We start from the raw sequence: 13,564 nt of genomic DNA, 5'->3' as shown, positions 1-13,564 counted from the left end.
ATGCCTGCCGAGCGCTCCGCCGCCCCGATCCTCGTCGCCTCCAACCGCGGCCCGGTCACGTATTCCGTACGGCAGGACGGCACCCTCGACGCACGGCGCGGCGGCGGCGGGCTCGTCTCCGGGCTCTCCGCGATCGGGCCCGACGCCGGCGCCCTGTGGGTGTGCGCGGCGCTCGGCGACGGCGACCGGGTGGCGGTGCGGCGCGGCGTCTCCGAGCGCGGCGTGCGGATGCTGGACATCGACGCCGAGGTGCACGCCGACGCGTACAACGGGATCGCCAACTCGGTGCTCTGGTTCGTGCACCACATGCTGTACCAGACGCCCCTGGAACCCTCCTTCGACCGCGAGTTCCGCCGCCAGTGGGCCTCGTACGAGCGCTACAACCGGGCCTTCGCCGAGGCCCTCGCCGCCGAGGCCGCGCCCGGCGCGGCGGTGCTCGTGCAGGACTACCACCTGGCCCTCGTCCCCGGCATGCTCCGCGCGCTCCGCGACGACCTGCGGATCGGGCACTTCTCGCACACGCCGTGGGCCCCGCCCGAGTACTTCCGGATGCTGCCCGACGACATCGCCGAGCAGCTCCTTCGCGGACTGCTCGGCGCGGACCGGCTCGCCTTCCTGACCCGCCGCTGGGCCGACGCGTTCACGGCCTGCTGCGACGCGGTCGTCGGCGGCGTCGGCGCCACCCGGATCGGCGTGCACGGCCTGGGCGCGGACGCGGAGTTCCTGCGCGAGCGGGCGCACCGGGACGACGTGGCCGAGCGGGCGGCGGCGCTCCGCGAGCAGATCGGGGGGTCCGGGCGGAAGACCGTCGTGCGGGTCGACCGCACCGAGCTCTCCAAGAACATCGTGCGCGGTCTGCGCGCGTACGAGACCCTCCTGGAGGATCACCCCGAGTGGCGTGAGCGCGTCGTGCACCTCGCGTTCGCCTACCCCTCACGGCAGGACCTGGCCGTCTACCGCGACTACACGGCGGAGGTCGCGCGCGTCGCGGACGAGGTCAACTCCCGTTTCGGTACGCCGGGTTGGACGCCGGTGATCCTGCACGTGGAGGACGACTTCGCGCGCTCCCTCGCGGCGTACCGGCTCGCGGACGTGGCGCTCGTCAACCCGATCAGGGACGGCATGAACCTGGTCGCGAAGGAGGTCCCGGTGGTCTCGGACGAGGGCTGCGCGCTCGTGCTGTCCCGCGAGGCGGGCGCCTTCGAGGAGCTCGGCGAGGACGCGCTCGCGGTCAATCCGTACGACGTGGTGGGGACTGCTGCCGCGCTGCACGAGGGGTTGACGATGCCGGAGAAGGAGCGCACCCGGCGCACGGAACGGCTCGCCGCGGCGGCGACCGCGCTGCCGCCAGAGCGATGGTTCCTTGACCAGCTCGACGCGCTGGAGGCGTCGAGCTGAGGGTTCGGGCCGCGTGCTTCATCCCCTCCCCGCCCCTTCCCGAACTGGGGCTCCGCCCCAGACCCCTCCCCCAAGCTCTCGGCTTCGCTCGAGCAGGGGGGACCCCCATCTCAAACGCCGGAGGGGCTGATGAATCAGCCCCTCCGGCGCGCACGCGGCAGGCGGCGCTACTGCGGCCGAGCCGCCGCAAGCACCTCGGCCAGCCGGGACAGCAGCCGGACCACTCCCGCCGGGCCGTCCACGACGAGGTCCGCTCGTTCCGCCAGCTCCGCGACCTCCGCGCTGCCGCTGCACACGAGCACCCCCGGCACCCCGTCCGAGCGCAGCTTCTCCACGGCCGCGTACGCCGGGAGATCGCCCAGGTCGTCGCCCGCGTACAGGACGGACTCCGCGCCCACCTCGCGCGCGTACGACGCCAGGGCCACGCCCTTGTCCATGCCGGGCGGGCGCAGCTCGATCACATAGCGGCCGGGCTCGGTGATCAGGCCGTGCCGGGCGGCGAGTTCGGCGAGCGGGCCGCCGAGGGCGTCGAACGTGGCGTGCGGGTCGTCGGCACGGCGGGTGTGCACGGCGACGGCACGGCCCTTCTCCTCGACCCACGTGCCGCGCCACAGGCCCAACTCGTCGAGGAATCCGGAGAGTTCGGCCCGCACGCCGGCGACGCCCGGGTGTACGTCCGGGGCCTGCACGGTGCCGGTCACCGCGTCCCAGCGTTCGGCGCCGTAGTGCCCGAGTACGACGAGGTGCTCAAGGCCCGCGACGCCCGCGAACCCGCCGTGCCGCACGGCGACCCCGGCGGGCCGCCCCGTCACCACGGCCACGGAGGCGAGCCGGGGGGCGAGGGCGGCGAGGGCGGGCACGGCGTCGGGGTGGGCTCTGGCCTGCTCGGGGTCGGGGACGATCTCGGCGAGGGTGCCGTCGAAGTCGAGGGCGACGAGGGCGTGTTCGGGGTGGGCTCGGAGGGCGGCGAGCCCTTCCCGCCCGGCGGGGGTTGCCGGTACCGGCATGTCGTTGTCGGGGGTGGGCGGGTGCGGGTGGCTGCGCATGGGGCTGATTTTTCCCCTCCCCGCCCCTTCCCGAAAGCCCTGCGGACAGCTCCCGGGGCTCCGCCCCGGGCCCCGACTCGGCCCCGGACCCCGGCTTCGTCTTTCGGCTGCCGCGCCGTCGTGGCTGGGCTTTGCGCAGTTCCCCGCGCCCCTAAAAACCAGCCCCTCCGGCGTTTGAGGAGCGGGGGTCCGGGGGCTGGCCCCCGAAGCGGGGTCCAGGGGCGGCAGCCCCGGGATGGGGGGCTGGGGGCGTCGCCCCCAGAGCTGTCCGCTGAGGACTTCGGGAAGGGGCGGGGTGGGGAAAATCAGCGGCGGGCGCGGCGGGCCTCGCGGACGCGGCGGAGGCGGTTGATCGTCACCGGGTCGTGGGCGAGGGCGCGCGGGTCGTCGAGGAGGGCGTTCAGGAGCTGGTAGTAGCGGGCCGGGGATATCCCGAGCCGCTCCCGTATCGCGCGCTCCTTCACACCGGGCGACGCCCACCCCTGCCGCTCCAGCGCGAGCACGGCCCTGTCCCGCTCGGACAGCTGAGCCTCGGAGGGGCGGGGTTCGTCGGGGGTCATGAGAAAACCGTAGACGCGCGCACCGACAACAACACCCGCAAGCCCCTACTCCGCCGACTCCGCCGCGACCGCCTCGTTCTGCAGCTCCTGCAGAATCTCCGCCGGGTCGCCCCCGGGCCGCACGGCCTTGCCGATCTCCTTCTTGATGGACGCGCTGACCTGCGCCCAGGACGTCTTGCCCACCGGGTACAACTCCGAGTCCGGCAGCTCCTCGAGGAACTCCCGCAGGTGCTTGTACTCCGGTTCGTCGGCCATCGCGTCGGAGGCGGACGAGGTGACGGGCAGGATGTCGTACCGCTCGGAGAAGTCCAGGACATTCTCGTCGTCGTAGACGAAGTCGAGGAACTTGCCGATCTCCTCCTTGTGGCCGTTCTCCTTGAAGCCCATCATCCAGTCGGCGACGCCCAGGGTGGCCTTGGCCTTGCCGTTGACGCCGGGCAGCGGGACCATCCCGTACTCGACGCCCTGCTTCTCGGCCTGCTTCATCAGCGTCGGGTGGCCGTTGAGCATGCCGACCTCGCCGCGCGAGAACGCGTCGAAGGCGTCCTGCCGGTCGAGCTCGCCGGGCGCGGTCGGGCCGGTGAGGCCCTTGCCGACGAGGTCGTCGCGCAGCCACTTGAAGGTCTTGATGTTCTGGTCGGAGTCGAGGGTGTACGTACCGACGTTGTCGGTGTAGCCGTCGCCGCCGCTGAGCAGCCACATCAGCGTCTCGGCGGGGGCCTCCTCGCGGCCGAGCGGCAGGGCGAACGGGTACTTCACGCCCGCGGCCTTCAGCTTCCGCGCGTCGGCGGCCAGCTCGGTCCAGCTCTGCGGGGTGCCGGTGACCCCGGCCTTCGCGAAGAGGTCCTTGTTGTAGAAGAGCAGCCGGGTCGAGGACGCGAAGGGCATGCCGTACTGCACCCGCCGCAGCTCGCCGGCCTCGGAGAGGGCGGGCAGGAAGTCGGCCTGTACGGGGATGGAGAGCAGGTCGTCGGCGCTGTAGAGCTTGCCCTGCGCGGCGTAGTCGGCGTACGCGCCGATCTGCGCGATGTCGGGCGCCTCGCCCTTCTTGACGAGCGCGGCGACGTGCGCGTCGACCTCGCTCCAGGAGCGGACGTCGACGTCGACCCGGATGCCGGGGTTCTTCGACTCGAAGTCGGCGCTGACCTTGTCCCAGTACTTCTGGGTGCTGTTGGCCGGACTGTCGCCGTAATCGGCGGCGACCATCTTCAGCGTGACGGTGTCGGAGCCGCTCTCCGCCCCACATCCAGCGAGGCCCGCCGTGATGCCGAGTGTGGCGACCGCCGCCGTCAGACCTGTCATGCGCCGCTGCACAGCCGCTTCCCCACCTTTGCCCGCCCCGTTTGTTTGCCCGCAGTTCGCCCATAAGGTCTACACCACTCAGATCTCGCTTCGGCAACGAGGGCGCACCGTTGCCGCCCGCCCCGAGCTGCTGCTATGCACGTGACGTTCTGCCGAGTACGTCCGTCCGCCCGTTCCGTCCGCCCGTTCCGTCCGCTCGTTCCTTACGCCGATTTCGTACGCCCGTTTCCGTACGCCCGTTCCGAACGCTCGTCGAGGAGCCACCGCACATGTCACGCACCGCAGCAGAAATAGCCACCCAGCCGGCCTGCTGGCGCCGAGCGGCCGACGCCGCGGCCGCCTTCGACGGGCTGCCGCGACCGCGCGAGCGGGTCGCCGTCACCGGCTGCGGCACGTCCTGGTTCATGGCCCTCGCGTACGCCGCCCTGCGCGAGGCCGCCGGACAGGGCGAGACGGACGCCTTCGCGTCGTCGGAGTTCCCGGTGGGCCGGGCGTACGACCGGGTCGTGGCGATCACCCGCTCCGGTACGACGACGGAGGTCCTCGAACTCCTCGGCGAGCTGCGGGGCTCGGTGCCGACCACGGCCCTGACCGCGGACCCGAGGACTCCGGTCATGGCGGCGGCCGACGCGGTGGCGGTCCTCGACTTCGCGGACGAGGAGTCGGTCGTCCAGACCCGCTTCGCCACGACCGCCCTCGCGTTCCTGCGCGCGGGCCTCGGCGACCTGTCGGGGCTCGGTGTGAAGTCGGTCACCGAGGCCTCGGTGGACGCGGAACTCGCGGTCACGGAACCCCTCCCGGAGGCGGTGCTCGGCGCGGAGCAGTGGACGTTCCTCGGCCGCGGCTGGACGTACGGGCTCGCCCTGGAGGCGGGCCTGAAGATGCGCGAGGCGGCGGGCGCGTGGACGGAGGCGTACCCGGCGATGGAGTACCGCCACGGCCCGATCTCCATCACCGGCCCCGGCCGCGTGGCGTGGATGTTCGGCACCCTGCCGGAGGGGCTCGCCGGTGACGTGGACCGGGTCGGCGGCCACCTGGTCGCCCGCCAGGGAACGGACCCGCTCGCCGATCTGATCCGCGCGCAGCGCCTGGCGGTCGCCCTGGCGGAGTCGAAGGGGTACGACCCGGACCGCCCGCGCAACCTGACGCGCAGCGTGATCCTGGCCTGATCCTGGCCTGAGCTCCGCCGCTAAATCGAGGTGACGGGAAGGGTCCGGTCGCGCGACGATGGGTCCATGCCTGGGCCCTACGTCATCCGCGGCTCGGTCCTCCTGCCGGAGGCCGAGCTCCTGTGGCGTTTCTCCCGCTCCTCCGGCCCCGGCGGCCAGCACGTCAACACCTCCGACTCGCAGGTGGAGTTGAGGTTCGACCTGGCGCGTACGGAATCGCTCCCCGAGGTCTGGAAGTCCCGCGCCCTGGAACGCCTGGCCCCGCGCCTGGTCGACGGGGTGATCGCGGTCCGCGCCTCGGAGCACCGCTCCCAGTGGCGCAACCGCGAGACGGCGGCGACCCGCCTGACGTCCCTCCTCGCCGAGGCCACGGCCCCACCCCCGCGCCCCCGCCGCGCGACGAAGATCCCCCGAGGCATCAACGAACGCCGCCTCCGCGAGAAGAAGGCCCGCTCCCAGACGAAGCGGGGGCGCTCGGGGCGGGACTGGGGGTAGGGGGTAGGGGCCAGGGGGTGCCAGGTCTGACCCCTGCGGCCTCCCCGGCGTACCGTGGCGGCGTGGCAAACGAAGACCTGGGACGTACGCTGCGTCGTCTGCGCCGTCTGGCCTCGCTGACGCAGGAGGAGTTGGCCAGCCGCTCCGGTGTGTCCGTCGACGTGATCCGCCAGCTCGAACAGCAGCGGAAGCACTCGGCGCGACTGCCCACGCTGCACGCTCTCGCGAACGGGCTCGGCGTGGAACTGACCACTCTGCTCGGGGACCCGCCTGCGGTCACCTCCAGTGGCGAGAACGACGGGCCGCGCTTCGTAGCCATGCGCCGTGCGGTCATGCCCGTGCTGTGGGGTCCGCAGCCGCAGCCACCCGGCCCTGAGTTCTCGCTCGACCTCCTGCGCGAGCAGATCGCCGACGGCTGGTCGCAGTACCACGCAGCCGAGTTCGACCCGGTCCTGAAAACGCTCCCCGACCTGATCACCGACGCGCGGTCCGCCACCGTGCGGGGTGAGGAGGACGACCGCAGGGACGGATTCGCCGCCCTGGCCAAAGTGCTGCAGCTCGCCGGGCACATCGCGGTGCGTATGGGCAAGACGGACCTGGCCCTGATCGCTCTGGAGCGGGCGATCGACGCCGCCGGTCAGTCCTCCGATCCGCTGCTGCCCGCGATGGTCGTCAACTCCGTCGCGTGGACGTACCAGCGCCAAGGACGCCTGGACGATGCCCTGTTCATCGCCCTGAGCGCCGCCGACGACACCAAGGACGGCGGGCGTACGGACACCGCGGACGGCCTGAAGGTCTGGGGCGCCCTGACCATGTCCGCCGCCACCTCGGCCGCCCGCAGCAACGACTACGCGCGAGCGGCGGCGTTGATGGAGGGCGCGGAGAACGAGGCAGCCCGCGTCGCCACGCTTCCCGAAGGCAGCGACAACCGCATGGTCAGCGTCTTCAGCCCGTCGTCGGTACGCATCGAACGCGTACGCCTGGCCGTCCAGTACGAGCACCCGGAGGAAGCCCTGGCGCTGGCGAAGGGCATGCGGCTGAGCAAGGACACCCCTCCGTCGTGGCGAACTTGGCTGCTGCTCGACGTGGCCCGGGCCCACACCGACCTCGGGGACGCCGCGGGGGCGGTGAAGACATTGGAGTCGCTGCGCCGCGTGGCGCCGACCTGGATGCGGCATCACACCCTGGCCGTGGCCATCGTGCGGGACCTGTGGGCTCTGCCCAACCATCCGCCGGGCCTGCGCTCGTTGGCGGAGTTCCTGGGCGTCGGCGACTGACTCGGGAGCACCCGCCAGCGTCGCGAAACTAGGACACAGCATCCCTGTCACTCTGTGTGGCGCTTCGGTTGCATACATCGGGCAAAGCCCCGGCGACCGCGTGAACGGCCCAGGGCAAGGCCGACCCTCAGAGAGCCGACGTGACCGACGTGACCGATGCGACCGATCCGACCGATGCGACCTACGGACACGACGAAGCAACGCGACTACGCCCGCTCAGCCACCCCTCCCCCGCTACGCCGCCCCACCCTGTCTATTTACAACGGCAGTTCATGCGTCACCGTCAGTCCGTGGGCCGAGCACGCCGATTCGTACGGGAGGCGATCGCCGGCCGTCTCCCGGCCGACCGAACCGTCGACGTGGCTGTCTGCGTATCCGAACTCGCCACGAACGCCCTTCGACACACCCCACCCGGACGGCAGTTCCGGGTGCGCCTCGCCGTATCCGTCGACAAGCTACGACTCGAGGTGCACGACGCGGGCGAAGGAAAGCCGCAGCTGCGCGAGCCTGCCGAGGATGACGACCACGGCCCGGGCCTGCTCCTCGTGGCCGCACTCGCCGACGACTGGGGTACAGCACCCCGCGACGGCGCCGGCAAGCTCGTCTGGGCCGAGTTCAAGCTCGCCGCGGCAAGGCAGGAACGCGAGACACCGGGCGGCGCCGCCCTGCACACACCGAGCAGCTGAACGGGCCCGGCCTCAGCCCGGACCCGGCGGGGCCGGGGCGGGCGTCGGACCTGTGGAGGTCGGCCTGCGGGGCGGGTGCACGGCCTGAACCTGGCGGGCAAACAGCGCTGGTTCGGGGTGCGTTGGTGCGCGGGGCGGGTGCCGTACGCCTCAGCTCGGGCCCGCGTGGGTGGGTTGGCGGGACTGGGACTGACCCCTTCAGCCGGGCAGCACGATCTCGGCCCAGACGGACTTCCCGAGCGTGACCGGGCGACGCTCAGCCCACCGGGAACCAGGACGCGAGGCGTTTGGCGATGGTCGGCACATCCATGTGGCCCTGGGCCACAGCCTCGGCGAAGGGCACGGCATCGTCCGGGGAAGGGCGCCCGGGAGTCGGCGGGGGCGCTCCGTTGAAACGGAGGAAGGCGAGCGCGCACAGCCATGCCGTGCGCTTGTTGCCGTCCACGAGCGCGTCGTTACGGGCGAGGGAGTGCAGGAGCGCCGCGGCCTTCTCGTGGAGCGTGGGGTACACCTCGGTCCCGAACACATGCGTGGCGGGGCGCTCCATCGCCGAGACGAGCAGGCCGATGTCGCGGACCGCGTGCTCGCTGCCAGTGACGGCCCGGACGACGACCAAAATCTCGTCCAACTTGAGGTGACGGACGGTCACTTGAGGCGGTCCAGGGTCTCGGCCTGGGTGCCCATGAGCTCGTCGAGGGCACCGTGGATGTCGAGTTCGGCGCGGGCGTTGGCTTCCTTGATCGCCTCGATCGCGAGCTCCTGCTTGCTGCGGTGCTCACGCTCGGCGCGCTCGGTCAGCCGACGGTCGACGTCCTCGGGGAGTCGCAGTGTCATAGCCATGCAGTCGACGATACCAGTCCGGTATCACCCGAGGGGGTTCCGGCGAAGCTCACCCCAAGTGCCGGTACCGCCCCTTGAAGTACAGCAGCGGGTCCCCGTCCGACGACGGGAAGGAGGCCGTCAGGACTCGGCCCACGACCAGGGTGTGGTCGCCCGCCTCGACGCGTTGTTCCGTCTCGCACTCCAGCGTCGCGAGCGCGCCGTCGATCAACGGGGCGCCGGACTCCGTACCCCGTACGTACGGGAGGTCCGCGAAGAGGAGACGGTCGCTGATGCGGCCCTTCATCGCGAAGCGGCCCGCGATCTGCCGCTGGTCCCCGGCCAGGACCGAGACGCCCCAACGCGGCTGCTCCGCGAGGAGATCGTCCATACGCGAGCCCTCCCGCAGGCTGACCAGGACCAGCGGCGGATCGAGGGACACCGACATGAACGCCGTGGCCGTCATGCCGACGTCCTCCGCGGCGGGGCCGCCCTCGCCCAGCTCGCCCTCCCGCGCGGTGACGAGGACGACGCCTGCGGCGAGCCGGGACATGGCGGCACGGAAATCTTCGTTGCTCACCTCAACAGGATGAGACTTCAGCACGGTGGACACGACCAAGACGCTAGCCCCGGCAGGCCCGCCCCGGCATCGGACCCCGGACCGAGACCGCCTAGGTCTCCCGCCCCAGCACTCCCCGGCACTCCCCGGCACTCCCCGGCACCCCCTGGCACCCCCCGCCGACTACCCGCGAGTACGCGGCTGGAAAGATGCCCCACCCAACAGCTTTGCGTTCAGGAAACGTACGCGGAGATCCACCCCGTACCTCCCACTCGTTCACGTCACTTGTGACTTGAGTCACAGGCTCCATATTTTGTTGACCCTGTGTACCGAGTGAGCAGCTCGCTGTGATTCAGTGGCGGAGGCAATCGGAGGCAATCAGACACTAAGGGCACCAGCGCTAAGGGCACCAGGAATCCAGGAGTTGCTGTCGAGGTCTCGGGGAGAGCGAGCATGGAGACCGAGTCGGAGCCTTACGTCCGTCTTGCGACCCTGCGGCAGCTGCACCAGGTGGTCGCGGAGCTGAACACGGCGCGCAGCCTCGCCGACACCCTGCAGACCGTCGCCGACGGCGTGGTGCAGGGACTCGGATACGAGCTCGCGTGCGTCAACCTCGTACGTCCCGACGGAGACCTCGTCGTCGCCGCCTTCGCGGGCAGCGCCGCCGCCGAGGCCCTGATCACCGGCCGGGTCGGCTCCCGGGAGTCCTGGGAGCGGCGGCTCGCGATGGGCCAGGCCTGGGGCGCGCTCCGCTTCATCCCGCACAGCGAGGGCTGGGCGCTCCTGGAGGACGACGTCCCGCAGTGGCACACCGAGGGGCCCGAGCCGCGCTTCGAGGACGAGTGGCACCCCCTGGACCGCCTCTACGCCCCGATGTACGGGAGCGGGGCCACCCGCGGAGAGCTGCTCGGCGTCATCTCGGTGGACCGGCCGCGCAACGGACGCCACCCCGGCGCGTGGGGGCGCGAGGCGCTGCAGATGTACGCCTCGCAGGCCGCCATTGCAATCAATAACGCCCGGCTGCGAGCAAACATGCAGCGCGCCCTGGTCCGCCTGGAGCGCGAGCAGCAGGCGCTGCGGGCCAGTGAAGAGTCGTTCCGGCAGGCCTTCGAGTACGCGCCGAGCGGCATGGCCATCGCCGAGATGGGCGGCGACCACCACGGCCGCATCCTGCGGACCAACGACGCGCTGTGCCGGCTGCTCGGGCGGCCCGCCGCGGCGATGCGGCGGTACTCCTTCTCCGACCTCGTGCACCCGGAGGACATCGGCACACTCCTGCGCACCTCCGCCGAGGGCGGGCGGGCCGAACTGCGGCTCGGGCGGCGTGACGGAACGTATCTCTGGGTCTCGCTGCGCAACTCCGTCGTCGCGGACGCCGCCGACGGGCCCCGGTTCCTGCTCACCCACGTCGAGGACATCGAGGAGCGCAAGCGCCGCGAGCTCCAGCTCGCCCACCGCGCCTCGCACGACTCGCTCACCGGGCTGCCCAACTCCGCCGAGCTGCGGTCCCGGCTGAGCGCCCGCCTCTGCCGGCGTCCGCCGGACCCGCAGGAGAGCGCCCACGCCCTGGACGCGGTCTACGGCACCCCGCCCGCGTTCAGGAACCCCGAGGGATACGACGACGGGTACGGCACACACGACGCGTACGACAGCAACGCTCAGGCCTCCTCCTACCCGGGCGCGAGCATGCCGCACGGCCTGGAGGCCTTCGACCACCATGTGCACACCGTCGCGCCCGAGGGCGACACCGACGACGGGACGAAGGGGCTCGCCGTCCTCTTCTGCGACCTCGACGGCTTCAAGTCGATCAACGACCGCTTCGGGCACCACACCGGCGACGCCGTCCTCATCGAGGTCGCGCGCAGGCTGACCAGCGGCGTGCGGGACGGGGACACGGTGGCCCGGCTCGGCGGCGACGAGTTCGTGGTCCTCGCCGACGGACTCGGCCGGGCGGACGCCGCGGACCTCGCCGTACGGCTGCGGAACGCGATCATCCCGCCGATCCGGGTCGACGGACGCGCGGTGCGGGTCGGCGCGAGCTTCGGGATCGGCTGGGCGCACTGCGGAATGTCGGCGGAGGAAGTACTGCAGTCGGCCGACCAGCGGATGTACATCGAGAAACGTTCTCGTGCCAAACAGCACAGGCGGGCCGGATAGCCGCAGGTCAGCGCGGTGGGGAGAAATGCGTCGCAGTGCGGGGGCGGTCCGCACGTGTAGGCTCCCCCAATTGCACACCTGTGGCGCCACCCGTACTCGATCTGCATGAGGAGTGACCGAGGGATGACGGCCGGCAACAACGGCGCGAGCACGCCCGAGGACGACGACCCGTTCGGCTATCTGTACGCCGACGGCCAGGCCTCCGGCGCCACCCCGCCCGGCGGCGGCTACGGCTACCCCGGCCGCGGCTCCTCGTACCAGCAGGTCCGTACCGTCGGCGAGCGGCAGTACGGGCAGCAGGGCGCGGGCGGAGCGGGAGCGGGAGCCGGCGTGGGCGCGGGCCAGCAGGTGCCGCAGCAGAACGCGCACTACGCCGCGCCCGAGACCCTGCCCGGCGGTCAGTCCACCCGCAGGCAGCCGCTGCCCGGCGACGACCGGGGCGGGCGCGACGACCGGGGCGGGCGCGGGCCCAACACCAAGGGTCTGCTGATCGGCGCGATCGCGGTGGTCGCCGCGGTCGTCGTCGGCATCGGCGCGGCCATGCTCAGCAACGGCGACGAGGACCCGGGCCCCGGCTCGAACCAGGCGGGCTCGGGCAGCTCGGCCGGTGCGGACGGCGGCCAGGGCGAGCAGCCGAAGGACGAGCCGGCGAAGGACGAGGAGAAGGTGGAGCTGCCGAAGGAGGACGCGAAGGCGCTGACCTTGGCGGGCGGCACGTCCACGGCCTCCGACGTCCAGGGCGCCAGGTCCGGCACCTACGTCCAGGGGTTCAACACCCCGGGCGCCTCGGCGACTTGGACCTTCCACGGTATCCCGAAGAACGGCAAGTACACGCTCCATGTGCAGTACGGCGTGCCGGGCAAGGACCAGTCGACGACGCTGACCATCAACGGCAAGCAGCAGGACCGCAAGCTGAACATGGGCAACTTCGCCAAGGCGGAGGAAGGCGACTGGGAGAAGGGCTGGACCAACACCTGGGCCAACATCCTCCTCACCAAGGGCACCAACACGATCAAGATCTCCTGCGAGACCGGCGACCAGTGCGAGGCCAACCTCGATCAGGTGTCGCTCAGCAAGGGCTGGAAGTAGCGCCCGATTCCGGCAGCCCCAGCGGCCCCAGCAGCCCCAGGAAGTGCGCCACCGTCCCCGTCATCGCCTCGCGAGCGGGGGCGAGGTATTTCCGGGGGTCGACCGTCGAGGGGTGAGCCTCCAGGAAGGCGCGGGCGGCGCCGGTGAACGCCGTGTTGAGCGCCGTCCCCACATTGATCTTGACCATGCCCGCGGCGACGGCCCGGCGGATCTCCGTGTCCGGTACGCCACTTGAGCCGTGCAGCACCAGCGGTACGGGCACGGCGTCCCGCAGCTCCGTGATCAACGCGTGGTCCAGGGCGGCCGTGCGCTCCGTCATCGCGTGCGCGGAGCCCACGGCGACGGCCAGAGCGTCCACACCGGTGGCGGCGGTGTACGCGGCGGCCTCGCGCGGGTCCGTCCGTACGCCCGGGGCGTGCGCGTCCAGCGGGGGCTCGCCCTCCTTGCCGCCGACCTTGCCGAGTTCGGCCTCGACCCAGATGCCCCGCTCGTGCCCCCAACGCACCGCGTCCGCCGTGGCCTTGACGTTCTCCGCGTACGACAGCTTCGACGCGTCGAACATCACCGAGCCGATGCCCTCCGGGTGGGCGGCGCGCAGCAGGTCCACCTCCGTGACGTGGTCGAGGTGCAGGGCGAGGCGGGCGGTGGAGGAGCGGGCCACGGCGGTGGTGGCGGCTGCGATCGGGGCGAGGCGGTTGCCGTGGAACTTCACGGCGTTCTCGGAGAGTTGGAGGATGGCCGGGCGGCCGGCTCGTTCGGCGCCTGCGGCGATGGCCTCCGCGTGTTCGAGGGTGATGACGTTGAAGGCGGCGACTGCGCTGCGCGCGGCTTGTGCGTCGGTGACGAGTTCGGCCGTACTCACTAGCGGCATGGGTCCCCCTGGGTGTGCCTAGCGGTTGCGGTGCGTTGTCGGGTACGGGCCGAGGCGTTCTCTTCCCCTACCCGCCCCTTCCCGAAAGTCCTCGCCGGACGGGCCTCCTCAATCGCCGGAGGGGCTGAAAAATCAG

14 protein-coding genes are annotated in these 13,564 nt (G+C 71.8%); 7 read left to right on the top strand and 7 right to left on the bottom strand.

Going from position 1 to position 13,564, the window contains the following annotated elements; translation table 11 throughout:
• A complete protein-coding gene (locus tag QIT00_RS05795; protein WP_282533995.1) occupies positions 1–1,398 on the top strand; it encodes an alpha,alpha-trehalose-phosphate synthase (UDP-forming) in 1,398 nt (465 codons plus the stop codon).
• 167 nt (positions 1,399–1,565) lie between these two features.
• On the opposite strand, the gene otsB is transcribed toward QIT00_RS05795, so the two are convergent.
• The 3 genes from otsB to QIT00_RS05780 all read right to left on the bottom strand — a co-directional run bounded on the left by otsB (position 1,566) and on the right by QIT00_RS05780 (position 4,306).
• Entirely contained in the window at positions 1,566–2,444 is an 879-nt protein-coding gene (otsB, locus tag QIT00_RS05790; protein WP_282533994.1) for a trehalose-phosphatase, read from the bottom strand.
• Between the two features lie 305 nt (positions 2,445–2,749).
• Complete coding sequence (locus QIT00_RS05785) at positions 2,750–3,004, bottom strand: DUF3263 domain-containing protein (protein WP_282533993.1); 255 nt, start codon at positions 3,002–3,004, stop codon at positions 2,750–2,752.
• A gap of 45 nt (positions 3,005–3,049) precedes the next feature.
• Positions 3,050–4,306, bottom strand: coding sequence for an extracellular solute-binding protein (locus tag QIT00_RS05780; RefSeq protein WP_282533992.1), 1,257 nt, complete (start codon positions 4,304–4,306; stop codon positions 3,050–3,052).
• A gap of 269 nt (positions 4,307–4,575) precedes the next feature.
• Between QIT00_RS05780 and QIT00_RS05775 the strand changes: the two genes are divergently transcribed.
• The 4 genes from QIT00_RS05775 to QIT00_RS05760 all read left to right on the top strand — a co-directional run bounded on the left by QIT00_RS05775 (position 4,576) and on the right by QIT00_RS05760 (position 7,933).
• On the top strand, positions 4,576–5,475 hold the full coding sequence (locus tag QIT00_RS05775) for an SIS domain-containing protein (protein WP_282533991.1): 900 nt from the start codon (positions 4,576–4,578) through the stop codon (positions 5,473–5,475).
• 66 nt (positions 5,476–5,541) lie between these two features.
• The gene (gene arfB / locus QIT00_RS05770; RefSeq protein ID WP_282533990.1) at positions 5,542–5,970 is read left to right on the top strand and encodes an alternative ribosome rescue aminoacyl-tRNA hydrolase ArfB; all 429 of its coding nucleotides are present in this window, start codon (positions 5,542–5,544) and stop codon (positions 5,968–5,970) included.
• Positions 5,971–6,032: 62 nt separating this feature from the next.
• Positions 6,033–7,247 (top strand): helix-turn-helix domain-containing protein, encoded by a 1,215-nt coding sequence (locus tag QIT00_RS05765; RefSeq protein WP_282533989.1) that lies wholly within the window; start codon positions 6,033–6,035, stop codon positions 7,245–7,247.
• A 290-nt stretch (positions 7,248–7,537) separates the two neighbouring features.
• Entirely contained in the window at positions 7,538–7,933 is a 396-nt protein-coding gene (locus QIT00_RS05760; RefSeq protein WP_408909723.1) for an ATP-binding protein, read from the top strand.
• Between the two features lie 256 nt (positions 7,934–8,189).
• Here the strand turns inward: QIT00_RS05760 and QIT00_RS05755 are convergent, their stop codons facing one another.
• The 3 genes from QIT00_RS05755 to QIT00_RS05745 are packed head-to-tail and all read right to left on the bottom strand — an operon-like array spanning position 8,190 to position 9,371.
• On the bottom strand, positions 8,190–8,582 hold the full coding sequence (locus tag QIT00_RS05755) for a type II toxin-antitoxin system death-on-curing family toxin (RefSeq protein WP_282533987.1): 393 nt from the start codon (positions 8,580–8,582) through the stop codon (positions 8,190–8,192).
• Positions 8,579–8,773, bottom strand: coding sequence for a hypothetical protein (locus QIT00_RS05750; protein ID WP_282533986.1), 195 nt, complete (start codon positions 8,771–8,773; stop codon positions 8,579–8,581). The genes QIT00_RS05755 and QIT00_RS05750 overlap by 4 nt, the downstream gene beginning before the upstream one ends.
• Before the next feature lie 49 nt (positions 8,774–8,822).
• Complete coding sequence (locus QIT00_RS05745) at positions 8,823–9,371, bottom strand: flavin reductase family protein (protein WP_408909722.1); 549 nt, start codon at positions 9,369–9,371, stop codon at positions 8,823–8,825.
• A gap of 393 nt (positions 9,372–9,764) precedes the next feature.
• On the opposite strand from QIT00_RS05745, the gene cdgB reads away from it, so the two are divergent.
• Entirely contained in the window at positions 9,765–11,468 is a 1,704-nt protein-coding gene (gene cdgB / locus QIT00_RS05740) for a diguanylate cyclase CdgB (RefSeq protein WP_282533985.1), read from the top strand.
• A 123-nt stretch (positions 11,469–11,591) separates the two neighbouring features.
• On the top strand, positions 11,592–12,557 hold the full coding sequence (locus tag QIT00_RS05735; RefSeq protein WP_282533984.1) for a carbohydrate-binding protein: 966 nt from the start codon (positions 11,592–11,594) through the stop codon (positions 12,555–12,557).
• Here QIT00_RS05735 and QIT00_RS05730 read toward each other — a convergent pair.
• Positions 12,538–13,428, bottom strand: coding sequence for a class II fructose-bisphosphate aldolase (locus QIT00_RS05730; RefSeq protein WP_282533983.1), 891 nt, complete (start codon positions 13,426–13,428; stop codon positions 12,538–12,540). The two genes, QIT00_RS05735 and QIT00_RS05730, sit on opposite strands and share 20 nt — an antisense overlap.
• Positions 13,429–13,564 lie beyond the last annotated feature (136 nt).

Origin of the sequence: Streptomyces luteolus, assembly GCF_029968015.1 — a bacterium.
Lineage (GTDB): Bacteria > Actinomycetota > Actinomycetes > Streptomycetales > Streptomycetaceae > Streptomyces > Streptomyces luteolus.
The sequence above is the reverse complement of the archived record's forward strand: the minus strand, read 5'-3'. Positions and strand labels throughout refer to the sequence as shown.

Bases quoted from the DNA above. Each gene is read 5' to 3' on its own strand.
- QIT00_RS05775 (WP_282533991.1), top strand. From the start codon at position 4,576: ATGTCACGCACCGCAGCAGAAATAGCCACCCAGCCGGCCTGCTGGCGC.
- QIT00_RS05795 (WP_282533995.1), top strand. From the start codon at position 1: ATGCCTGCCGAGCGCTCCGCCGCCCCGATCCTCGTCGCCTCCAACCGC.
- cdgB (WP_282533985.1), top strand. From the start codon at position 9,765: ATGGAGACCGAGTCGGAGCCTTACGTCCGTCTTGCGACCCTGCGGCAG.
- QIT00_RS05730 (WP_282533983.1), bottom strand. From the start codon at position 13,428: ATGCCGCTAGTGAGTACGGCCGAACTCGTCACCGACGCACAAGCCGCG.
- QIT00_RS05750 (WP_282533986.1), bottom strand. From the start codon at position 8,773: ATGGCTATGACACTGCGACTCCCCGAGGACGTCGACCGTCGGCTGACC.
- QIT00_RS05780 (WP_282533992.1), bottom strand. From the start codon at position 4,306: ATGACAGGTCTGACGGCGGCGGTCGCCACACTCGGCATCACGGCGGGC.
- QIT00_RS05735 (WP_282533984.1), top strand. From the start codon at position 11,592: ATGACGGCCGGCAACAACGGCGCGAGCACGCCCGAGGACGACGACCCG.
- arfB (WP_282533990.1), top strand. From the start codon at position 5,542: ATGCCTGGGCCCTACGTCATCCGCGGCTCGGTCCTCCTGCCGGAGGCC.
- otsB (WP_282533994.1), bottom strand. From the start codon at position 2,444: ATGCGCAGCCACCCGCACCCGCCCACCCCCGACAACGACATGCCGGTA.
- QIT00_RS05785 (WP_282533993.1), bottom strand. From the start codon at position 3,004: ATGACCCCCGACGAACCCCGCCCCTCCGAGGCTCAGCTGTCCGAGCGG.